The 23,681-nt window shown below is 42.6% G+C and carries 20 protein-coding genes; 11 read left to right on the forward strand and 9 right to left on the reverse strand.

Annotated elements, in window-relative coordinates; translation table 11 throughout:
• Positions 1-2: 2 nt before the first annotated feature.
• On the reverse strand, positions 3-644 hold the full coding sequence (locus BLU33_RS01950) for a 4'-phosphopantetheinyl transferase family protein (RefSeq protein ID WP_091368434.1): 642 nt from the start codon (positions 642-644) through the stop codon (positions 3-5).
• 73 nt (positions 645-717) lie between these two features.
• Here BLU33_RS01950 and dcd point away from each other — a divergent pair, with 73 nt between their 5' ends.
• Positions 718-1,254: a dCTP deaminase gene (gene dcd, locus BLU33_RS01955; protein ID WP_091368438.1), complete on the forward strand. Its 537-nt coding sequence runs from the start codon at positions 718-720 to the stop codon at positions 1,252-1,254.
• Positions 1,255-1,429: 175 nt separating this feature from the next.
• Positions 1,430-4,144 carry a TonB-dependent receptor gene (locus BLU33_RS01960; protein WP_091368441.1) on the forward strand — a complete coding sequence of 905 codons (2,715 nt, stop codon included), beginning with the start codon at positions 1,430-1,432 and terminating at the stop codon, positions 4,142-4,144.
• Between the two features lie 110 nt (positions 4,145-4,254).
• On the opposite strand, the gene BLU33_RS25350 is transcribed toward BLU33_RS01960, so the two are convergent.
• Positions 4,255-5,109, reverse strand: coding sequence for a hypothetical protein (locus tag BLU33_RS25350; RefSeq protein ID WP_197684548.1), 855 nt, complete (start codon positions 5,107-5,109; stop codon positions 4,255-4,257).
• A 174-nt stretch (positions 5,110-5,283) separates the two neighbouring features.
• Here BLU33_RS25350 and BLU33_RS01975 point away from each other — a divergent pair, with 174 nt between their 5' ends.
• Complete coding sequence (locus BLU33_RS01975) at positions 5,284-5,565, forward strand: ATP-dependent Clp protease adaptor ClpS (RefSeq protein ID WP_091368450.1); 282 nt, start codon at positions 5,284-5,286, stop codon at positions 5,563-5,565.
• Between the two features lie 80 nt (positions 5,566-5,645).
• Here BLU33_RS01975 and BLU33_RS01980 read toward each other — a convergent pair whose 3' ends face one another.
• From BLU33_RS01980 to BLU33_RS01995, 4 genes are all read right to left on the reverse strand, one after another.
• Positions 5,646-6,719 carry a branched-chain amino acid aminotransferase gene (locus tag BLU33_RS01980; protein WP_091368453.1) on the reverse strand — a complete coding sequence of 358 codons (1,074 nt, stop codon included), beginning with the start codon at positions 6,717-6,719 and terminating at the stop codon, positions 5,646-5,648.
• 203 nt (positions 6,720-6,922) lie between these two features.
• Positions 6,923-7,240, reverse strand: a complete 318-nt coding sequence (locus BLU33_RS01985) for a hypothetical protein (RefSeq protein ID WP_091368457.1) — start codon at positions 7,238-7,240, stop codon at positions 6,923-6,925.
• An 11-nt stretch (positions 7,241-7,251) separates the two neighbouring features.
• Positions 7,252-8,205: a tryptophan 2,3-dioxygenase family protein gene (locus tag BLU33_RS01990; RefSeq protein ID WP_091368460.1), complete on the reverse strand. Its 954-nt coding sequence runs from the start codon at positions 8,203-8,205 to the stop codon at positions 7,252-7,254.
• 21 nt (positions 8,206-8,226) lie between these two features.
• The gene (locus BLU33_RS01995; RefSeq protein ID WP_157682020.1) at positions 8,227-8,679 is read right to left on the reverse strand and encodes a hypothetical protein; all 453 of its coding nucleotides are present in this window, start codon (positions 8,677-8,679) and stop codon (positions 8,227-8,229) included.
• A gap of 117 nt (positions 8,680-8,796) precedes the next feature.
• On the opposite strand from BLU33_RS01995, the gene BLU33_RS02000 reads away from it, so the two are divergent.
• A complete protein-coding gene (locus BLU33_RS02000; protein WP_091368466.1) occupies positions 8,797-9,270 on the forward strand; it encodes a universal stress protein in 474 nt (157 codons plus the stop codon).
• Positions 9,271-9,385: 115 nt separating this feature from the next.
• Here BLU33_RS02000 and BLU33_RS02005 read toward each other — a convergent pair whose 3' ends face one another.
• Together BLU33_RS02005 and BLU33_RS02010 are read right to left on the reverse strand one after the other, a co-directional pair.
• Complete coding sequence (locus BLU33_RS02005; protein ID WP_091368469.1) at positions 9,386-10,678, reverse strand: HAD-IB family phosphatase; 1,293 nt, start codon at positions 10,676-10,678, stop codon at positions 9,386-9,388.
• Between the two features lie 234 nt (positions 10,679-10,912).
• Positions 10,913-11,890, reverse strand: a complete 978-nt coding sequence (locus tag BLU33_RS02010) for an NAD-dependent epimerase/dehydratase family protein (protein WP_091368473.1) — start codon at positions 11,888-11,890, stop codon at positions 10,913-10,915.
• Positions 11,891-12,071: 181 nt separating this feature from the next.
• Here BLU33_RS02010 and BLU33_RS02015 point away from each other — a divergent pair, with 181 nt between their 5' ends.
• The 4 genes from BLU33_RS02015 to BLU33_RS02030 all read left to right on the forward strand — a co-directional run bounded on the left by BLU33_RS02015 (position 12,072) and on the right by BLU33_RS02030 (position 16,874).
• A complete protein-coding gene (locus tag BLU33_RS02015; RefSeq protein WP_091368476.1) occupies positions 12,072-12,980 on the forward strand; it encodes a helix-turn-helix domain-containing protein in 909 nt (302 codons plus the stop codon).
• A 125-nt stretch (positions 12,981-13,105) separates the two neighbouring features.
• Positions 13,106-14,287, forward strand: coding sequence for a formimidoylglutamase (locus tag BLU33_RS02020; RefSeq protein WP_091368481.1), 1,182 nt, complete (start codon positions 13,106-13,108; stop codon positions 14,285-14,287).
• A 53-nt stretch (positions 14,288-14,340) separates the two neighbouring features.
• Positions 14,341-15,495: a TlpA disulfide reductase family protein gene (locus BLU33_RS02025; protein WP_091368484.1), complete on the forward strand. Its 1,155-nt coding sequence runs from the start codon at positions 14,341-14,343 to the stop codon at positions 15,493-15,495.
• Positions 15,496-15,731: 236 nt separating this feature from the next.
• A complete protein-coding gene (locus BLU33_RS02030; protein WP_091368487.1) occupies positions 15,732-16,874 on the forward strand; it encodes a TlpA disulfide reductase family protein in 1,143 nt (380 codons plus the stop codon).
• Positions 16,875-17,060: 186 nt separating this feature from the next.
• Here BLU33_RS02030 and purD read toward each other — a convergent pair whose 3' ends face one another.
• Complete coding sequence (gene purD / locus BLU33_RS02035) at positions 17,061-18,335, reverse strand: phosphoribosylamine--glycine ligase (RefSeq protein ID WP_091368491.1); 1,275 nt, start codon at positions 18,333-18,335, stop codon at positions 17,061-17,063.
• Between the two features lie 300 nt (positions 18,336-18,635).
• On the opposite strand from purD, the gene secA reads away from it, so the two are divergent.
• The 3 genes from secA to BLU33_RS02050 are packed head-to-tail and all read left to right on the forward strand — an operon-like array spanning position 18,636 to position 23,596.
• Positions 18,636-21,947 (forward strand): preprotein translocase subunit SecA, encoded by a 3,312-nt coding sequence (gene secA, locus BLU33_RS02040; RefSeq protein WP_091368494.1) that lies wholly within the window; start codon positions 18,636-18,638, stop codon positions 21,945-21,947.
• Between the two features lie 12 nt (positions 21,948-21,959).
• Positions 21,960-22,415, forward strand: a complete 456-nt coding sequence (locus BLU33_RS02045; protein ID WP_091368497.1) for an SPOR domain-containing protein — start codon at positions 21,960-21,962, stop codon at positions 22,413-22,415.
• The gene (locus tag BLU33_RS02050) at positions 22,412-23,596 is read left to right on the forward strand and encodes a M20 metallopeptidase family protein (RefSeq protein WP_091368501.1); all 1,185 of its coding nucleotides are present in this window, start codon (positions 22,412-22,414) and stop codon (positions 23,594-23,596) included. The genes BLU33_RS02045 and BLU33_RS02050 overlap by 4 nt, the downstream gene beginning before the upstream one ends.
• The last annotated feature ends 85 nt before the right edge of the window (positions 23,597-23,681 follow it).

Genomic DNA, 23,681 nt, shown 5'->3' on the forward strand with positions numbered 1-23,681 from the left:
TATCAGCCCTTTACATATCCTATCATGTAGTCTTCATACTGCATGTATTCAACCTTGTAATTATTTTTTACCGGTTCTTTATCCAGAGAAACCTGCAATGTGCCTTGCTCAGCAAATTTAAATGGCTCCAATAAAATGTTGTTTACAAACGATACCTCTTTTTGTCCGTAACATTTATAAACCGCCTCCTTGGCGCACCAGCATACATATAGCTGCGGTATGCGGTTATTATCGGCGGCAATAAAATCCATTTCTTCGGGGCGCATAAATTTGTTGGCAATGCGCTCCACCTTTTCCTTTATCAACTCAATATCAATCCCCACCGGACTTTTCTTGCTGATCATTACCGCGGCGTAATCAAAAGAATGACTCATCGAGATCTGGAAAGGCAGGTTAACCAGGTAGGGTTTACCATGCGCGTCAACCTTGCAGTCGATAAAAGCGTCAGTATTCAGCATTTTGCGCAACAGCACACGCGTGCCCAGCCAGTGCAAGTGGCGCTTGCCTTTGCTTAGCTGTTCAAAATAAGCCTGTTCGTCGGCATCTAATTGTAACTGGTTATACAATTCATCTGCTTCTTCCTCTATTTTCCAGAGAGCAAATTCAGTGTCATCATCAACCCGTTGGCGGTATGCTATAGCCATAAAAGTAAAATTGCAAAAAGGATGGCAAACTTATGTCAAATAATTCTAATTTAGCCATATAACATCTTTAAATATGATATTATCAGACAAACGCATTCTTGAGGAAATTGATAAGGGCACCATTATTATTGAACCTTTTAAACGTGAGGGCCTGGGCACCAACTCCTACGATGTGCATTTGGGCAAACATTTAGCTACTTATCGTGATAGGGTGCTTGATGCAAAGCTGCATAATGAGATAGATTATTTTGAGATCCCCAAGGATGGATTTGTTTTGCAGCCCAACACACTTTACCTGGGCGTAACGCTTGAATATACCGAAACACATGCCCATGTGCCTTTTCTGGAAGGAAAATCAAGCACCGGTCGGCTGGGTATTGATATACACGCTACAGCCGGCAAAGGCGATGTAGGTTTCTGCAATACCTGGACGCTTGAAATATCATGCGCGCAACCTGTAAAGATTTATGCAGGTATGCCTATAGGTCAGCTTATTTATTTTGTTGTTGAGGGCGATATTGAAACCATGTACAATACCAAAGGCAACGCCAAATACAACAACCCCACCACCCGCCCTGTTGAAAGCATGATGTGGAAGAATAAGTTTTAGTTTACAAGAGCCAGGAATTAAGAGTCAAGAATCAAGAAAGATTATTTTGCAGACAAAGCGGTTAATATCTTTCTCATTTTATACTGATTCTTACATCTTGACTCTTTCCCAAAGTAACATATTTGTTATACAACCAACCGGCATTATTAAGCACATATAATTTATTTTTATACCTATGAGCTACAAAAAAATAATTGCAGGGCTATTGCTGATCGGCAGTGTAACAACCATAGCCGGTTTTATTAATGCTGATGAATATTCAATAGAGAAAATAGCCGGACAACTCAATAAGTGGAAGGAAAACTACGCGCCTGAAAAAGTTTACCTGCAATTTGATAAACCCTATTATGCAGTCGGCGATGATATATGGTTTAAGGCTTATGTAACCATAGGCAGCAAGCATCAGTTATCAGCCTTAAGCGGTGCTTTAAATGTGGAGCTGATTGATGATAAGGATTCCGTAAAGCAAAGCGTTAAGCTGCCTCTGATAAACGGCCTCGCCTGGGGTGACTTTGCACTATCTGATACATTAACAGAAGGTAACTACCACATACGTGCCTACACCAATTACATGCGCAATGCCGGCGAGGATTATTTTTTTGATAAGGCCATTACCATTGTTAACTCAACCACTAATAAGGTCTTTACAAAAACAACCTATACCTATACTACCCAAAACGGCAAACAGCAGGTAAATGCTGTCATCAACTATGCTGATTTGAATCGTACACCGTATGCAAATAAAGAAGTGCGGTACACTGTTGAGCTGAATGCAAAATCTGTAGCCAAGGGGAAAGGCATCACGGATGATAAGGGAAATATCAATGTTTCCTTCACCGACCCGCAGCCTACGGCGTTGCAGTCGGGCATGATAGCAACTACCATTAAGCTGGATGATAAAAAAACGGTTACCAAAGCTATATTGATAAAAAACACGTCGGCCAATGTTGATGTCCAGTTTTTTCCAGAAAGCGGCAGCCTGGTGAGTGGTGTCAGATCCAAAGTAGCTTTTAAGGCAACAGGTGCCGATGGTTTAGGTGCAGATGTAAAAGGGACCGTAATTGATGATCAGAATAATACCATAACTGCTTTCAGCACCGAGCACCTGGGAATGGGGGTATTTGATCTTTTGCCAGCTACCGGAAGAGCATACAAAGCCAATATTACATTTGCCGATGGCACAACCAAAAGTTTCGATCTGCCTAAGGCAATTGATAAAGGTTTTGTTTTAAGCATTGATAACACCGACCCTAATAATGTTAAGTTAAAAATATCAGCCAGCCACGCGTTGCTTGCCGATAATCCTGACGATACCATTAGTGTTATTGGTCAATCAGGCGGGCAGGTATATTTTGCCGCGCAGAGTAAAGCCAGCAGTACCAATTTTACGGCATCTATATCCAAAAGCCGTTTCCCGTCAGGTATTGTACAGTTTACCTTATTCTCGTCAAAAGGGGAACCTATGAATGAGCGATTGGTATTTATACAAAATCCTGATCAGCTTAAGATGGATGTAAATTCGGCTAAACAAACCTACGCGCCGCGGGAAAAAGTTAAGATCAACCTAAATGCCCAAAACGCCGATTCAAAGCCGGTAATAGGCGCCTTTTCCGTGGCTGTTATTGATGAAACAAAGGTGCCGGTTAAAGAAGAGGATGAAAGTACCATATTGTCAAACCTGCTGCTTACGTCAGACATAAAAGGGTATGTAGAAAAACCCAACTATTACTTTACCGGCGTAAACGAAAAAACTAAAGCCGATCTGGATGTACTGATGCTTACCCAGGGCTATCGCCGCTTTGAATGGAAAAAGATATTAAAGGATGATATGCCGCCATTGGCCTATGAACCTGAAAGAACCTTACATCTCAGTGGGCATATAAAAACATCGGGCGGTAAACCTGTGCCGCATGGTAAGGTTACTTTGTTAGCTACCGGAGGGGGGACATTTTTTATAGATACGGTAACCGATGAACAGGGTAAATTTTCGTTCGATAACCTTGCATTCAGGGATAGTGTTAGGTTTGTGATACAGGCACGTACCAGCAAGGACAGGAAAAATGTAGAAATTGATCTTGACGACATAAACCCGCAAAAAGTTACCCAAAATAAGAATGCGCCCGATATGCAGGTGAATGTGAGCGATGGGCTGTCAGTCTACATGCAAAATAGCAAAGCTTATTATGATGCACAGTTAAAGTACGGCTTGGGTAATCATATAATAGTATTGAAAGAGGTTGAAATCAGGGATAAACGGCCTGCTGCTTTAAAACATTCTGATAATTTAAACGGACCGGGCAATGCAGATCAGGTTATATTAGGGGATAGATTACTTGGTTGCCCAACACTTAGCATTTGTTTACAAGGTGTGGTGATGGGGGTTACTTTTCGCAACGGAATACCTTATTCAACCCGTGGGGGTGCGTTGACTATTAACGTTGATGGTATGTTTCTGCAAAGTTCGGAGTATGATATGATCAATTCCAATGATATTGCAAGTATAGAAGTACTGCGTACACCTACTTATTATTCAATATATGGGAGCCAAGCTGGTCCCGGTGGTGTTATATTGATCACCATGAAAAGGGGGGATGAAGATCATTCCTATTTAAGCCGCCCGGCACCGGGTATTATTACTGTTTCGCCCAAGGGTTATTATAAAACCAGGGAGTTTTACTCACCTAAATATGACGATCCTAAAACTAACACTGCGGTAGCAGATCTGCGGTCAACCATTTACTGGAACCCTAATGTTATTACTGATAAAGATGGCAATGCTTCATTGGATTTCTTTAATGCAGGCAGCAAAGGGACCTACCGCGTAGTTATTGAAGGTATTGACAGTGATGGGAATTTGGGCAGGCAGGTGTACAGGTATAAGGTGGAATAATGTAAAAATATGTCATTGCGAGCGATAGCGTGGCAACCTCGTCGCTTGCATATTGAACGCGACGAGGTTGCTTCGTCGTTCCTCCTCGCAATGACATATTAAAATTTTACTTATTTCGCTAACGAAAATTTACCCCAAAAATCAACCGATTTACTCATTTCGCTATTATCAGGACTGCTGTTGCCGCCGCCGCCACCGTGTCTTCCACCACCGCCGCCGCCATGTCTGCCGCCGCCACCTCCCATGCCGCCACCGCCGCCCATGCCACCACCACCTTGTCTTCCACCGCCGCTGTCGCTATCGCCGCTTGGTTTAGGGCGTTGTACACCGTTTATCTTGATATTAAATGCCCACGGGCTTTTCATCAGGTTATCAGCATGGAAAAATTTTAATGGTATAGCAGCCTCGCAAATCAGGTTGCCGGCATCATCATAGTTTATTGCGGTTTGTATACCATAGGTGTTTGATGTGGTGATCATATCATCCTCAATATCCTTAAAACCAACAACCTTAATGCCCCTTAATGAGGTTATGCGCTCACGCATCAGTTCATTGCGGTCTTCCTGGCTTATTGCATCTTCATCGCCTTCGGGGCGTTTAAATGGTACAGACGCACTGCCCTGTACGTTCAGGGGAAAGGTTATGCTAAAAGTTTCTTTCTTTTTACCCTTTGGGTCGATGCTGAAAGTTAAACCGGCATTTAACACACGCCCGATTTCCGATTTTTCATAAATTTTCACAGCCAGGTAAATCGTATCCTGGCTATTGGCCATCATATAATTGATGCGTTCTTCAGGACTGTAAAATTTAAGACTATCGCCCCAATCTCTTATATCACCGTCGACGGTTAAATGTGGCGGTGGTGTTTGCAGCTTAAGGTTTACATCCGTTTGCGCATGGCATATCATGGTTGCCATTAATTGGATAGTTAAAATACCGGTAATGTAAAAAGGGGATTGTTTCATTAATTTAATTGTGATGTTTGCTTATTTTAGGGCGATTTTACGATGAATAGATCTTCACTAGGAAAATTTTCCTTAAAGGATGATTTCTTGATTCATCATTTCACTGCTAAAATTCCCCTTTGAACAGAATTTTAACAATTTTATTATAGTTTTTAAGTAATTTTACAGTTACATATGCCAACTGAAGTACAGGAAGAAACGTTCACACTCGAGGAGTTGCTGGTAGGTTTGAAGGAAATTCACCGACTTATTTTATGGAACGATGATGTTAACAGTTTTGATCATGTGATCTATTGCATGATCAAATATCTTGATTACTCGGAAGCCCAGGCCGAGAAAATAGCCTGGAAAGTACACAACGAGGGCAAATGCGCTGTACTGGAAGGTTCCTTTACCGAAATGGAGATCTACCGCAAAATTTTACAACAGGAGGGATTAACAGTTAGTGTTGAGTAATACCCTATATAAAAATTAGAAATCCTGCTTTACAAAAAAAGCCCTGATCTCTCAGGGCTTATATAATAAAATCATTGGCGTCACTCAGCATTCACAATATAATTCCAACCGTGGGTATCAGGCGTAGTGCCGTATTTTATAGCATTCATTTCCTTAAATACACGTTGCGAAAACTCGCGTGTTTTTGGGTCGCTCAAAAAGTACTCTTCGCCATTAAAGCTTATGGAGCCAACCGGCGCAATGGTAGCGGCAGTACCAGCACCGAAGGCATCATTAAGTTTGCCGTTTTTAGCACCCTCAATAATTTCAGCTACCGATACGCGGCGTTCTTCAACAGGGTAACCCCATTCGCGGGCCAGCGCTAAAACTGTATCGCGGGTTACGCCATCCAAAATAGTATCACGGGTTGATGGGGTTAGTACTGTGCCATCCAATACAAAAACTACGTTGGCAGCGCCCATTTCCTCAACATAAGCATGGTCCTTTGCATCGGTCCATATCAGTTGGTCAAAGCCTTCTTCAACGGCCTTTTTAGCAGGCAGCATAGCGCCGCCATAGTTACCTGATGATTTTGCAAACCCCATACCGCCTTCGGCAGAACGGGTGTAATAAGTTTCTATCTTAACCCTTAATGTTTTTGAGAAATATGGTCCAACCGGGCATAATAGCACCATGAATTTATAGGTTGATGATGGCGATACACCCAAAAATGGATCAGTTGCGAACATAAATGGCCTTATATATAATGCATGGTCGGCTTGGGTAGGTACCCAGTCGCGGTCAATATCAACTACTGCAGCAATACTTTGTAAAAATATATCCTCAGGTATGGTAGGCATACATAGTCTTTCTGCCGATTTATTAAAACGTTTTGCATTTTTATCCGGGCGGAAAACTGAAACCGTGCCATCGGCATGTTTGTAAGCTTTTATCCCTTCAAAAAATGATTGTCCGTAATGCAGGGCTGAAATGGCAGGACTCAATCCAATTTCGCCGTAGGGAATGACCTGAAAATTCTTCCACTCGCCATCGACGTAATCTGCCACGAACATGTGGTCAGTAAAAATTTTTCCGAAAGGCAAATTGTTAAAATCGGTTTCCGCTAAGCGCGAATGGTTTGTTTTGGTGATCTTGATGTCCAGCGTCTCTGTCATGGCCTTATCGTATTAAATTATGGAAAATGGCAAGTTAGGTATTTTTGTTAAAATATTAATAGTTTTTAACTTATTACTCATTTCAAATCCGTCATGCTGAACTTATTTCAGCACATCACATGCTAGGCAAGCTGTTTGTCATGTGGGGTTTCGATCTGCTAATCAGCGAACGGGATGACGAGTTCTGTTTCCCGGAAATGAAATTAATGCAGAAAATAAATGCCTAAGCCAACCACTACGGCTATAGGTATTGGCATTAGTATTAGCCAAACTAATTTCCAATAAAAGGCACTTTTTTGTTTGGAGATAATTGCCATCATTCCTGTAATAATAAAGTATGGTAGGAAGATACAGGGTAAGAAGGAATATAAAGCTATTCCAATCTCTTCTCCATCACCATGATTGTTAAAGTCATAGAAGGCAGCACATCCTAACCAGATCCAACAAAAGAAATATAAACCTAAAATGCCAAAGGCAATAAAGTGCCGTTTTATTCTTGTAAAATATTGATTGTCTGCCATATTTTGCAATTCTATAAATCCCTTAGCACCTGCTCAACCCAACTCTTACCCCAGCTCTCTTCCTGCTCGGCGGTCCATAAGCTTGGGAAAAAGATGCGTTTCTGAAAACGCGGAGGAAGGTATTTTTGCCAGTTGGTGCCGCCGGTTGCTTTAATATCCTCGGGTTCGCGGTTAAGATAACGCACGGCGGATTTATAGTGCGATAGGGGCCAGTTTACGTTTACATTGCTATCCAGGCGCCTTAGTTCGTCCTCCAGTTGCGGCGTGCTTTCTCCCTTGTATTTAAATTGCTGTAGCAGCGCATTAAAATTGGTATTAACATTTGCAGTGCCCAGTTCAATAAAAGTTTTGGAATATTTCTTCTCGAATTGTTTAAGTGTCAGCGTTTTTTTGCCTGTTGCCAGTTCCGTGGCGCCCGATTTCCAATACAAATGCTCAAACTGGTCCTCAATGGTAGCCGTGCTTAACTCAGCCCGTTTATCTTTTGCCACCAGGTTAATGAAATCAGTAGCATGGATCTCTATCATCCGGTATTGCCCCGATTGAAAACCGCTTGCCGGTAATAACGACATCCGGAATTTAAGGAACTGCTCTTTTTCCATCCCATCAACCATGATCTCGAACGAATGGGTGAGCGCTTCAAAATAACGGTTAATGCGCCTTATGCGGGCGGTAAAAAAGTCGGTTGTTAAATGTTGCGCTTCTGCTATCTGTTTACACTCGTGCAGTGCCAGTTTAAAATACAGCTCTGTTATCTGGTGATAAATGATAAAGATCTCCTCATCCGGGAAGGGTGTTTTAGGGCTTTGCAGGCTCAGTAAAGTATCCAGGTGAATATAATCCCAGTAAGTTAAAAAATCGGCATACAGCAAACCATCCAGATAGGCAGGCATATCCTGGCCCATGGCCTCATATTTTTCCTGCAGCTGTGTTAGGCGTTGTTCAATTTCGGGTGTAAACGGCATAAGCAAATGTAGGAAGATTTGTTATTTATGATATGCTGAATCTATCTTCTGTATTTTATTCAATCTGTCTCTTATAATATCATGTGCATCACGAAAATACCATGGCTTCTTGTCCCTGTCAAAAGCATAATTAAACGTCATGCCTAATAGTCTAAACCCTAAGGTTGATGCGCCGCCATCGGAACAATCCGGACAGCCAAACCTGCCGGTAATTTGTGATAATATCAGCAATGGAACCCTAAATCTGAGTGAATCAAAGTTGCCTTTTATTACATGATGTCTGCTCGGTACCGAGTCATTTGAAACTTCATCGATTGTAAGCTTATCAGCCGTGATCTCGTAGCTAATATTACATGCCCCTATGCACTCACCTGCATAAAAACCAATATATTCTGTTGCCGGTTTAATTCTTATTAATGCAGTCACTAAAATAACTATTAGTGTATAAAAAAGCACTTTTGCAATACGAGTCATAATAGGTTTAGTATTAATACCTATTGCTGATAATAAGTAACCCATAAACTTATAACACTGCAAAACATCTGTCGCTTAAATTGTTATACATTATACACACCAAACCTTTATAATTTTATGATAAAGAAAATACTAATAGGCATTGATGACAGCGCATATGCCGAACATGCCGCGAAATATGGTTTTAATCTGGCTGAAACACTGAATACTCACGTAGGATTGGTACATATGACCGAACCCGTATCTTTAGCTATGACCAATACCGGGGCCGATGAAATATTGGGCACTTCAATGCAGGCTCTTAGTGGACCCGATAATCTTGAACTTTTAAAGGTGCAGGATGAGATAGCCGAAAATTTAATGGAGCGTATTGTTAAAAAGTATGGTGGCACATTGCAGGTTACTCATTTTAATGAATTCGGCTCAACCGGCGAAGGTATTATCAATTGTAGCCACGAGTTTAAAGCCGACCTGATCATCATCGGCACCCATCGCCGTACTGGTCTCGACCGCCTGCTGATGGGCAGCATTGCCGAATATGTGGTGCGCCACTCGGAAATTCCGGTACTGGTAGTGCCGTCGAAAGAGTAGTCTTTAGTCCGGAAGTCGGAAAGTCAGTAAAGTCCGAAAGATGAAAAGCAAAAAGTCCGGAAGTAAAGCTTTTTTACTTCCGGACTTTTTGCTTTTACTGTCTTTCGGACTTCTCTTAATAAAGCAATCTAAACTTAATTGTCTGCTCAATCGCTTTAAGCTCGTTCAATACCTGGGTGTCATAACCGGTATTAACGTCGGTAATTACGTAGCCTATTTGTGGGTTGGTAACCAAAAACTCGCCTACTATATTAATGTTATGGCGGGCGAATACATCATTTATCTTAGCCAGTATACCCGGTACATTTTTGTGAATGTGGATCAACCTATGCGCGTTATTAATGCGCGGCGGCTGCAGATCAGGGAAATTACAACTGGTATGTGTTTTACCCTCGTTCATAAATGCCATTACCCTTTTGGGGATAAAATCATCATTACGTGGGTTATGCTTAGGATCATCAAAAATGATAATGCCATTTTCACAGGCTATTTCACCCAGCTTGCGGCTGCTTATTTTACCAAAGATACCTATCGCTTTTAGCCTTCCAGCATTTTGTAATTGCTCGGGCGTTGGTTGATTTTCCTCATCGCAAAATAAGATACCGGCTTCCTCTAAATATTTGTCTTCGATACTTTCACGCTGGCGAATGTTGTAACCTTCCTTTTGCATCTGCGCCAGGGCATCCTCATCAACATTACCCACCACCAAACATTTTATGCGGTTTTTGGGGTACGATATAGCTCTCGGCAGTTTGTTGATGTATAAGAACTCATCAAAGCTTGGGGTAATATGGTCGGCTTTTTCCGCTACAGATTTCCGCTCGATATTCTCGGTAAAGGCAAAGAATTTTTTTATCATACCCGATTCCTTTAATTGGAAATCAGAATAACCATCGCCAATGCCAAATATTTCGCCAGGCAGGTTTAGCTCTTTCAATAGCTTTACTTTGCCACCTTCCTGCGATAATGGGTTTTTACGGTCGTAGCCGATAATATTCCCCTCATCATCAAACACAAAGGTGTTGGCGTAGATGTTTTCCTTTTTAATATGGTACTCGGTAACAACCGGTGTAATAAACTCCTTAAAGCCGCCTGATACGATCAATACCTCATCCTGGTGATTCTTAAAAAAGATAGTATTACGTGAAAAAGAGGTAGATACTTTCTTTTTTAGATGAGTGATGAGCTGTTTTAAATGCTCACGGTTAGCCTGCAATAATTTAACACGCGCCTCCAGACTTTGCGTGAATGATAACCGGCCCTCCATCGAGGCGTTGGTTAGTTCTTCAATCTGTTCGTATATTTTTTCCCGGTCAGGGTGATTTTTAAGGGAGATGCGGGCAAGTTCGTCCAGCGCTTCAACCTGCGTAAATGTGCTGTCGAAGTCTATAATAAAATATTGATCCATTATTTGATGTGCAGATATAAGCTTTAGTGTGCAAATATGCGGATGTGCAAATGTGCAAATTTTGGATGATTTTTTGGACGATTAGTTGATTAAGTTGGTATGGTTTGTTGAGATATAAGAATAACGCGTGGTGGGTGTCACCCTGAGCGCCTAGTCGAAGGGTAAGTGCAGAGGCCTTGCCCGCATACTTCGACCATGCTCAGTATGCCCCCCTCCCTTATCGAAGATAAAGCATTAACTAATGACCTCGGCCAACGCCTCACAAACTTCCTTCACCGTTTTATTAATACTCTTAAACTCAATTCCTATCGCTTTCTTAATCTTCGAGTTATCATAAACCCGTGTTTGCGATGCCGTTTGGGCCGAAACTTTATCAATTGCGGGAGCTTTGCCGGTTAAGGCCGCTACAACAGCCGATCCTCGCCAGGCCAGGCCCATCATAAACGGTGTAGCAAGGGTTGCAGGTGGTTTTAGGCCAAAATGGTTGGCTATATCGGTAACTACTTCTTTATAAGTCAGGTTTTCAGCGTTGATAATATAGCGTTCGGCTTGTATGTCGCTGTTCATGAGCAGGATCATGCATTTGGCTACATCCTCTACATCAACAAAACCTCCTGTGCCGGCGGTATAAAATTTTAGGCCCTTGCGCACGGTCTCAAATAATTGACCTGTGCCATTTGTACCTGAGCTTGCACCCAGTATTAATGATGGGTTTACAATTACCGCGTTCAATCCTTCGGCAATACCACGCCATACTTCCATCTCGCTTTCCAGCTTTGATATGGCATACCCGTCGTTTTCGGCGGTTTCTTCAAGGTGGTTATTTTCACTTATCATTTCGCCAGGTAAGGCGGTGCCAATGGCGGCAATGGAGCTTACGTGCAATAATCTTATACCAAACTGCGTACATAAATTAACCAGGTTAGCAGTGCCCATAACATTGGTACGGATCATGGGTTGTTTATCGGCCTGCCTTAATGATACCCATGCCGCGCAATGGTAAACCTGGGTAACGCCATCAAGCACATCTTCCAAGGCAAATATGTTGAGCATATCGGCATCAACCCATTCTATCTGTTGCTGGTAAGGGATGAGTATTTTGGGTATTACCGAGCTGCCGCGTTTGGTACAGCGGATAGTATTGCCCTGCTGCACCAGTTGCCTGGCCAGTTCCGAACCTAAAAAACCTGTTGCGCCTGTAACCAGTATCATTATTTATGTGCAGCTATGCGTATGTGCAAATGTGCATATTGATAGGCGTATGTGCAAATACGAATTATCAGCGATGCCTATTTTTGCATATAGTTTGAAATGTACAAATAACGGATTGATTGTTGCAAACTATTGACTGGTAATATTCTCATCTTTGTATTATAGATTATCAAACACAAAAATGATCATCAATACTTCACTTGACGATTTTTACCAAAGGAACGGAGCTCCGCAGCCTGAAGGGATCGCCCGTGACATAGGTCATTTTAATGTGTTTGAAAGTGAGAAGCTGTTCGACAAAAAAACAGGTGACCGTATTATGCCATATAGCAGGCGCGCTTATTACAAGATCAGCTGGCTACGAGGTAAAAGCCGCGCCGAGTATGCCGATAAAGTGATTGATGTGCAGGAAAATGCCCTGCTGTTTGCAACACCCAAGATCCCTTATCACTGGCTGCCCGCCGATAGTAATCAAACCGGTATGTTCTGCATTTTTACCGCCGATTTCCTTTCGCCGGGCAAAACAGGTTTGGGGCTGGATGAGTTGCCTATTTTTCAACCAGGCCAACTGCCCGTGTTCCAACTTTCTGAAACAGAGGTAAAGGAAATAGAATATATCTTCCGGAAGATGCTCAAAGAGCTGGGCACTGATTACCAATATAAATTTGACCTGCTGCGCACCCTCGTTATGGAACTTATACACTACGGGCAAAAGCTACAGCCTATGTCGACACTGAGTGCTTCGCAGAATGCTTCGGAACGCATCTCATCATTGTTCATCGAATTACTGGAGCGACAGTTCCCGCTGGAGTCACCCCGTCAGTCACTTTCACTGCGTACCGCTAAAGATTATGCCGACCGCCTGGCTGTGCATGTAAATCACCTTAATAAGGTTTTAAAGGAAGTTACCGGCAACACAACATCCGAAATGATCGGCAGCAGGATCATACAGGAAGCCAAAATATTACTGAAACAAACACACTGGAGCATAAGCGAGATAGCCTATGCATTAGGTTATGATGACCTGGCGCATTTCTCTAAATATTTCAAAAAGCAAACTTCCTTTACGCCAATAGCTTTCCGGGCATAGAGTAAATATTAAATGGGGCAAACGCACATTTGTGACGTCCGCATTAAAAAAACTGCATATTTTGCACAGCGCACATATGCATATCAAAACAATCTGCATATTTGCACATCCGCATATTATAAAACATGTCTTTATCTGATTTTTTTACCCCGGTTGATCTTAAAACTATAACACCTAAAAACGGTTATTATGCCAGTCATATGGGCGACAGGATAGAACAATATGCTGCTGATTCCCTTGACCAGGAGCAAAAAATAGATATCGCCATTATTGGGGTAATGGAGGATCGTAATGCCGTGGATAACTCCGGCTGTGCGCTGGCACCCGATTATGTACGCGAAAAACTTTACCTGCTTAACGAGGGGAATTACAACACCAAAATTGTTGATTTTGGCAATATAAAACCTGGTGCTACTATAACTGACACTTACTTCGCCCTAAAAACGGTGGTTGAGGAACTGGTTAAAAAAGATATCATCCCCATCATCATAGGTGGTGGGCAGGATCTTACCTATGCCCAATACATGGGTTATGAAAACCTGGAGCAAAGAGTTGACCTGGTAGTTATCGATTCGCATTTCGACCTGGATGATGATGCCTTTGGCGATACCATCGAAACCACATCGCAATCATACCTGAGCAAAATATTTTTGCACGAGCCTAATTTCCTGTTCAACTTTAGTAACCTGGGTTACCAGACTTATTTTATTAGTCAGGCAGGTTTGCGGGTGATGGAAAAATTGTTTTTCGATGCACATCGTTTAGGCGCACTAAGCGGCAATATAGCCGTTGCTGAACCCATTATCCGCAACGCGAGCATGATCAGTTTTGATGTAAATGCCATCCGCTCGTCTGATGCGATGGGCAGTGCTAATGCTACCCCAAATGGCTTTTATGCTGAGGAAGCATGCCAGCTTTGCCGCTACGCAGGTTTTAATGATAAGCTAACTTCCATAGGCTTTTACGAGTTTAGCCCGGCTTATGATAGTAACGGCCAAACTGCTACGCTGGTAGCGCAAATGATATGGTATTTTATTGATGGTTTTTATAACCGTAAAAAAGATTTCCCGCTCAACCCGAAATCGCAATACCTGATTTATAAAACCAGTTTAAAGCACGATGAGCATGAAGTGGTGTTTGTAAAAAGCAAAAAATCAGACCGCTGGTGGATGCAGGTGCCTTACCCAAACACTGGCTCTATTAACGAGCGTTTCCATTTAGTGCCTTGTCAATATAATGATTACAAGACCGCTGTTTCCGGCGAAATGCCTGATCTTTGGTGGCGTACTTACCAAAAACTCATCTGATAGAATAATTCTGAGCGCATTTTTACGTTACCTTTGTTAGTATTATTGTGTTTATGAAAAAAATATTCGTTTTTATTATAGCATTGTTGCCGTCACTGGCCTTTGCGCAAACAACATCTCCTACAGTTTCAACATTTACCATCCAGGGTAAAGTTGGCAGTTTAAATGCACCTGTGCGTGCTTACCTGTTTTACCAGTTAGGCGCCAATAAGATAATCGACTCATCTGAAATTGTACAAGGCAGTTTCAAGTTTTCCGGTCAGGTAATGGACCCAAGTCAGGCTTTATTGGTTATAGACCATAAAGGCCTTGGTTCAGCATACCTGGATGAAAAATCGCTTGATGGCTTAAGCTTTTATGTTGAAAAAGGCACAATGGCAGTAGTGAGTACAACCGATTCCATTGGGAAAGCGCAGATCACCGGCTCAGCAGTTAATGATGCTTATAAAAGATTAATGGTGGATTTAACGCCTGTTATCACTAAAGCAAAAGCAATTAAAACCGAAGAAAGCGCAACCCCTGCGGCGCAACAAAACACCGAAGCATACCAAACTGCCGAAGACGCCAAGCACAAAGCGTTGGCCGACGAGCAAACCGCTATCTTCGAAAAATTCATAAAAAGCAATCCTGATAATTATTTCAGCCTGATCGTACTGAGCTCTTTAGGCCCATCGCCTGATTATTTAGTATTGAATGATCTATATAACTCATTGTCGCAAAACTTAAAAGATACAGAGCAGGGTAAGGTGATCAGAAAAGGGATTGATGGTTTAAAATCTACTGCCTTAGGTTCAATAGCGCCTGATTTTACGCAGAGCGATCCTGATGGTAAGCCGGTTACTTTATCATCTTTTAGAGGTAAATATGTACTGATAGATTTTTGGGCGTCATGGTGCGGCCCTTGCCGCCAGGAAAACCCGAACGTGGTAAAGGCCTACAATAAATTCAAAACAAAAAACTTCACCATCATAGGCGTATCGCTTGATAAATCAAATGGTAAAGCCGATTGGGTAGCCGCTATCAAAAATGATGGCTTGGCATGGACACAGGTATCAGATCTTAACGCCTGGAGCAACCAGGTGGCGGTTCTGTATGCAGTACAATCCATCCCGCATAATTTCCTGCTCGACCCAACAGGAAAGATCATCGCCAAGGACCTGCGTGGTGCAGATCTTGACAATAAACTGTCAGCGATATTCGGCAAGTAGGTTTTAAGAATCAAGATTTAAGAGCCAGGAATCAGGATAAGAAGAGTATACCAACGTTTCTGATCCTGATTTTTGACTCTTTGCTTTTTATATTATGGCCCTTCATCTTGATTCCTGGCTATTGAATCTTGATTCTTTCTCAATTCCTGACGCTATCCTGACTCTTGATTCTTAAATCTTGACTCTTTTTCCTACTTTTATGGCTGACCTTATTTAATAGATAATAAACAATAACAATGAAAAAACTAATTCTATTCATGCTGGTGGCATCACCGGCTGTGCTGTTTGCACAGGAAAAATATGTGATAAAGGGCAAGGTTGGCTCAGTTAACCCACCTTCAAAAATATTCTTAACTTATAGTGCCGATGGCAAACGTATGTCGGATTCGACTGCGATAAAAAATGGCGCATTCCAGTTCAGTGGCGAAGTAAAAGATATAAGCCAGGCTACATTGCTGCTGGATTATAAAGGTATCGGGATTATGAATATCGACAGGAAATCAAAACAGGATGTCGTTTCTGTGTTCCTGGTTAATGGTACAACCACAATTAACAGCGCCGATTCATTATCACACGCTACAGTTACCGGCACAAAGGTAAACGAGGATAATGTACGTTATAAAACATTTGTAAAACCTGCTACCGATGCGGAAGATGCATTAACCGCGGAGTATTATGCTGCACCAAAAGAGAAAAGGGAAACCAAGGAATTTGGCGACTATATCGATAAAAAAGATAGCGTGATAGGCGTACAATCAAAGGAGCTGAATAAACAGTTCATCGCGGCAAACCCTGATTCATACATGAGCCTGCAAGCATTAAGAGGTATGGGCGGCCCATATCCTGATCCGAATGAATTGCAGCCGGTGTTCTCAAAATTATCACCATCGTTGCAAAAAAGCGCGGCCGGTGTAAAATACCAAACTTATTTAAACACGCTAAAAGCGGTAGCAGTTGGCGCAATGGCTCCTGACTTTGCCCAGGCTGATACCAATGGTAAAATGATCAGTCTGTCATCATTCAAAGGTAAATATGTGCTGGTTGATTTTTGGGCATCATGGTGCGGTCCTTGCCGTGCCGAAAACCCTAACGTGGTAAAGGCATTCAATAACTATAAAGGCAAAAACTTTACCATATTGGGCGTATCGTTGGATAGGCCGGGTAAAAGAGATGCATGGATCAAAGCCATTAATCACGATGGGTTAACCTGGAACCATGTATCCGATCTTAAATTCTGGGATAATGATGCAGCCAAATTATACGGCATACAAGCCATTCCCCAAAACCTGCTGATAGACCCAAGCGGAAAGATCATAGCCAAAGATCTTTTTGGTGATGATTTAGAGAAGAAATTAGCGGAGCTATTCGGGAAGATTTAGTTTTTATTAGTCCGAAAGTCGGGAAGTCCGAAAGTCGGAAAGAAAGAAGATTAGTCCGAAAGTCTGAAAAGACAGAAAGTCCGAAAGTAAGAGCTTAACGCGCTTAAACTTTCGGACTTTCGTTTTTCTATAAATGATAAGTGCAGCTACTTCCAGACTTACGGACTTTCCGTCTTTCGGACTTACCTACAACAAATCAAACCCGATATCTTTCCTGAAATACATACCATCGTAATAAATACGGCTGGCATCAGCAGTTGCTTGTTGCAACGCGGTGAACATATCATCCTGCAACGAGGTAATAGCTATTACCCTGCCGCCTGAAGTTTTTATCTCATTCCCATCGGTATAAGTACCTGCATGGAAAACATAGGAATCGCGGATATTTTCCATACCTGTCATCACCCTGTCTTTTACATAAGTGCCGGGGTATCCGCCTGCAACCATCATTACGGTAGCAGCTACTTTGCTGGATATGATGAGCTCCTTCTCGTTCAAATTACCTTCGGCTACGCCTGATAATAATTCAACAAAGTCTGATTCTATACGTGGCAATACGCTTTCCGTTTCCGGGTCGCCCATGCGGCAATTGTATTCTATCATGTAAGGGTCGCCATCGCAGTTCATCAGCCCTATAAAAATAAAACCTTTATAAGGGATGTTCTCGCTTTTCAGTCCTTCAATAGTTGGGATGATAATACGGTCCTCTATCTTCTTCAAAAACACTTCATCCGCAAACGGAACAGGTGAAACCGAACCCATGCCGCCGGTATTTAAGCCGGTGTCTCCTTCACCAATGCGTTTATAATCTTTTGCTGATGGCAGTATTTTATAGTTATTGCCATCGGTAAGCACAAAAACCGATAGCTCAATACCCTGTAAAAATTGCTCAACCACAACCTTTGCGCTGGCTGCGCCAAATTTGGCATTGGTAAGCATTTCAATTAATTCTTCCTGGGCTTCCTGCACGGTAAGGCATATCAGTACGCCTTTGCCAGCTGCAAGTCCGTCAGCTTTTAAAACAATGGGCAGGCCTATTGTTGGCAGGTAGTCGAAACCTTCCTGCAAAGTTTCGCGGGTAAATGTTTTTGATGCCGCTGCCGGGATGTTATGGCGCTCCATAAATTGTTTGGAGAAATCTTTGCTGCCTTCCAGTTGCGCACCTTCGGCCTGCGGACCAATAACCGGGATGCCTTTCAACTGCTCATCCGCCAGGAAAAAATCATGCACGCCTTTAACCAATGGTTCTTCAGGGCCAACCAATACCAGGTTAATGCCTTTCTCCAAAACCAATTGTTTAATGCCTTCAAAATCAGTAACGGCTATGTTTACATTAGTTCCATACTGGCCGGTGCCGGCATTACCGGGCGCTATAAAAAGCTGCCCGCATTTTTTACTTTGTGATAGTTTCCAGGCAAAGGCGCTTTCCCTTCCGCCCGAACCTAAGATCAGGATGTTCATGGGGGCAAAGATAGGTTTTTTATGATGTGCAAATGTGCGGATGAAGTCTTTTTAATGTGCAGATATGCAAATGTGCGGATGTGCAAATGAAGCGTAACTTAATATTGATTCCCAAATCATCCGCGCATCTGCATATCCACGGTTGAAGTTATCTGCACATCCGCACATTTGCATATCTGCACATCAAACAATCGTTTTGCACATCTAAATCAATACTAATTTCTTACATTTGCCTGTCATTATGGCTTTATAATTTGCTATGGCGCAATTGTTGAGTTGGGATGATTATATCAAATTAATATGTTAGATTTTATTAGTAAGCTTTTTGGAAGCAAATCAGAACGGGATGTAAAAAGCATATTGCCTTTAGTTGAAAAAGTAAAGGCCGAATTTGCTAAACTCGATAATATAAGCAATGATGAGCTCAGGGCTAAAACCATAGATTTTAAAGAAACAATTAAGGTTGGGCTTGCTGGTATTGATGCTGAAATACAGGCTATTAAAGACAGGACAGAGAATGAACTGGACATGGATGTAGCCGAAAAAGTAGAGCTGTATACCCAACTGGATAAGCTGGAGAAAGACCGTAATAAAGAACTGGAAGATATATTGATGAATATATTGCCTGAAGCTTTTGCTGTGGTTAAAGAAACAGCCCGCCGCCTAAAGGAAAATAAATCCATCGAGGTTACTGCCACACAGTTTGACCGTGAACTGGCTGCCAAAAAGAACAATGTTATTATAAAAGATGACAAAGCTATACACAGTAGTACCTGGTTAGCTGCTGGTAATGAAGTTACCTGGGATATGGTACACTACGATGTACAGCTGATTGGCGGTATAGTATTACACCAGGGTAAAATTGCCGAAATGGCCACAGGTGAAGGTAAAACGCTGGTAGCTACATTGCCTGCTTATTTAAATGCTTTGGCAGGGCAGGGTGTACACATAGTTACTGTGAATGATTACCTGGCCCGTCGTGACTCTGAGTGGATGGGGCCTTTGTATGAGTTCCACGGCTTATCTGTTGATTGTATCGATAAACATGAGCCAAACTCCGAAGAGCGCCGTTTAGCATATCTGGCCGATATTACTTTTGGTACCAATAACGAATTTGGTTTTGATTACCTGCGTGACAATATGACACGCAGTCCTGAAGAATTGGTACAACGCAAGCTGCATTATGCCATGGTGGATGAGGTTGACTCCGTGTTGATTGACGATGCACGTACACCATTAATTATATCAGGCCCTATACCACGCGGCGATGAGCATGAGTTTTATGACCTGAAACCACGTATAGAACGTTTGGTAAATGCACAAAAATCATATGTTAATACGGTATTAAACGAAGCTAAAAAATTAATAGCTGAAGGCAAAAGCGGCCCCGATGAAGGTGGTTTGGCTTTATTGCGTGCTTACAGGGGGTTACCTAAAAGCAAAGCCTTAATTAAATATTTAAGCGAAGGCGGCAACAGGCAGCTTTTACTTAAAACCGAGGGTTATTACATGCAGGACCAAAACAAGGAAATGCATAAGGTTGATGCCGAGCTGTTCTTTATAATCGACGAAAAAAACAACCAGGTTGAACTGGCAGAAAAAGGCATCGAACTGATCACTGCATCAGGCGAAGACCCGCACTTTTTTATAATGCCCGATGTAGGTACCGAGATAGCCGACATTGAAAAAGGTACTATGCCTGCCGAAGAAAAGATTACAAGGAAAGATGAGCTGATGCGTGATTTTTCTATAAAATCAGAACGTATCCACTCTGTTAACCAATTATTAAAAGCATACACGCTATTTGAAAAGGATACCGAATATATCCTTGACGAAGGCAAGGTGAAGATTGTTGATGAGCAAACGGGCCGCGTACTGGATGGCCGCCGTTACTCAGACGGTTTACACCAGGCAATAGAGGCAAAGGAAAATGTTAAGGTAGAAGACGCCACACAAACATTTGCTACCATTACACTGCAAAACTACTTCCGTATGTACCATAAGCTTTGCGGTATGACGGGTACTGCCGTTACCGAAGCAGGTGAGTTTTGGCAGATCTACAAACTGGATGTGGTTGAAATACCAACCAACACACCAACCAGCCGTTCAGATATGCAGGACCTGGTTTACCGTACCGTACGTGAAAAATACAACGCGGTAGCTGACGAGATCGTTAAATTAACAACAGCTGGCCGCCCGGTACTGGTAGGTACAACATCGGTTGAAATTTCTGAATTATTGAGCCGTATGCTTAAGCTGCGCGGCATAAAACATAACGTACTGAACGCCAAAATGCACCAGAAAGAGGCCGATATTGTGGCTGAAGCTGGTAAAACGAGCACGGTGACCATTGCTACCAACATGGCTGGTCGTGGTACGGATATAAAATTAGGGCCAAATGTTAAGGACGCCGGTGGTTTAGCCATTGTGGGTACCGAAAGGCATGAGTCGCGCCGTGTTGACAGGCAGTTGCGTGGTCGTGCTGGTCGCCAGGGCGATCCGGGATCAAGCCAGTTCTTCGTATCCTTAGAGGATAACCTGATGCGTTTGTTCGGCTCAGAGCGTATATCAAGTATGATGGTACGTATGGGTGTTGAAGAGGGCGAAGTGATACAGCACTCTATGATCTCAAAATCAATTGAGCGCGCGCAAAAGAAAGTGGAAGAAAATAACTTTGGCATACGTAAACGCTTGCTGGAGTATGATGATGTGATGAACTCACAACGTACGGTTATCTACTCAAAACGTAAAAATGCCCTGTTTGGCGAACGTTTGGATGTTGACCTGAGCAATACTATTTATGATGTTGTTGAAGACATTGTTATAGAATTTAAGGAGCAAAATAATTACGAAGGTTTCCAGCTTGAAGTGATCCGTTTATTCTCTGTGGATATTGAGACTACTGAAGATGAATTCGGTCATATGTCTGTTGCTAATCTTACTGAAAAAACTTTTGCTGACGTAATGGCATTCTACAAGCGTAAGGCTGAGGCTATCGCTAATCAGGCATACCCTGTACTAAAGGATGTTTATGATACCCGCGGCGAGTATGTGGAAAATATTATGGTGCCATTTACTGATGGTATACATGGTATTCAAATAGCTGTTCCGCTTAAAAAAGCTATCCAGAACCATGGTTTGGAAGTGTTTAAATCATTTGAAAAAATGGTAGCGCTTTCGCAGATAGATGATGCATGGAAAGAACACCTGCATGAGATGGATGAGTTAAAGCAATCTGTACAAAATGCGGTTTACGAACAAAAGGACCCTTTATTGGTTTATAAGTTTGAGGCTTTTGAGTTGTTCAGAAATATGCTTGCCGCTGTTAATAAAGAGATGGTGAGCTTCCTGTTCAGAGGCGGTATACCGGTTCAGCAGCAGGCGGAAGATGTTCGCGAAGCTAAACCGCAGCCACGCACGGATATGAAAAAAATGCGTACCTCAAAACCTGAGTTAGTTAGCCAGGGCACGGGTATACCTATGCTTGATGATACCCGTGAGCCACAAAAAGCTACCCCGGTACGCGTTGAGCAAAAAGTAGGGCGTAATGATGCCTGCCCTTGCGGAAGCGGTAAAAAGTTTAAAAACTGCCACGGTCAGGGCCTGGCGTAATTACTACAAGGGATGAAAGATGGGTCATCTTTTTATAAAACTATAGCAGCAGCACCGGTAAGGTGCTGTGTGCTTTTTGGGTTAATGCTATTGCCCTCGTTACTGTTTGCGCAGGAAAAGGGCAAGGTAGAAGTAGTGAAAGACCCCAAAGTTGATTCGCTGGTGCAGGACTATGTGGTAGGCGATAAAGGAAAGAATATCGCGCCTGCCTCATCCGATGGTTACCGTATACAAATATTCAGTGGCTCCGACCGCCAGGCTGCTTATGATGCGCAGGCAAAACTTAAGGCTAAATATCCTGACTTAGCAACTTATCTAAGCTACCGCGCTCCTAATTTTAAGGTACGCGTTGGTGATTACAGGTCGAGGCTTGAGGCTGAGAAAGTGATGCAGGACTTAAAGCCGTTGTTTGGCGGCCTTTTTATTACACAAGAGAAGATCAATCTTCCAAAACTTGATACAGAATGATCCAGGACAAGATAAGGGAACTATCCGGCAATATATTTAGTGGTGTTGTAGCCAACCGCCGTCATTTACACTCCCATCCCGAACTTTCATTTCACGAAGTAGAAACATCTGCCTTTGTAGCAAGAAAACTGGAAGAACTAGGCCTTGAGTACCACAAAATGGCCGATACCGGTTTGGTAGCCCTTATAAAAGGAGATAAGCCATCAAACAACGTTGTAGCCCTGCGTGCCGATATGGATGCGCTACCTATACTTGAGGCTAATGATGTGCCATACCGCTCAAAAAACAGCGGCGTAATGCATGCCTGTGGCCATGATGTGCATACCTCATCATTACTGGGTACGGCAAAAATCCTAACCAGTTTAAAAAGCGAATTTGGCGGTATTATAAAACTGATCTTTCAGCCAGCTGAGGAAAAATTGCCCGGCGGTGCCAGCCTCATGATAAAAGAAGGCGTGTTGGAGAATCCTAAACCGCAGGCGGTAATAGGGCAGCACGTAATGCCTTTAATTGATGCCGGTAAAGTAGGTTTCCGCGCTGGAAAATATATGGCATCGGCTGATGAGCTGTATGTGACTGTAAAAGGTAAGGGCGGCCATGCTGCGCAACCCCAGCAAAATATCGACCCGGTAATTATTACCGCGCATATATTAACGGCCCTGCAACAGGTAATAAGCCGTTTTGCCGATCCTAAAAATCCATCGGTATTATCGTTTGGTAAAGTGATTGCCAATGGCGCTACCAATGTTATACCTAACGAGGTTTATTTGGAAGGTACCTTCCGCACCATGGATGAAAAATGGCGCGCAGATGCCCACATCCGCATGAAAAAAATGGCGGAAGGCATTGCAGAAGCCATGGGCGGCAGCTGCGATTTCAACATTATGAAGGGCTATCCTTTTTTGGTGAACGAAGAAAAACTAACCGCATCAACCCGTGGCCATGCCGAAGATTATTTAGGCAAAGAAAATGTACTCGACCTTGATATATGGATGGCCGCCGAAGATTTTGCATTTTATTCGCAAAAAGCTGATTCATGCTTTTACCGTTTAGGTACGCGTAATGAAAGTCGTGGCATTATATCATCAGTGCATACACCAACCTTTGATGTAGAGGAATCTGCATTGGAACTAAGCACCGGTTTAATGGCTTACCTGGCTATTAAACAATTGGGGAATTAAAGTAACGAATTTAATCAATATGTCATGCTGAACTTGTTTCAGCACCCCACATGCAAAGTGTACAACATGTTGGCTATATGGCTTG

The sequence above is a fragment of the Mucilaginibacter mallensis genome (genome assembly GCF_900105165.1).
Lineage (GTDB): Bacteria > Bacteroidota > Bacteroidia > Sphingobacteriales > Sphingobacteriaceae > Mucilaginibacter > Mucilaginibacter mallensis.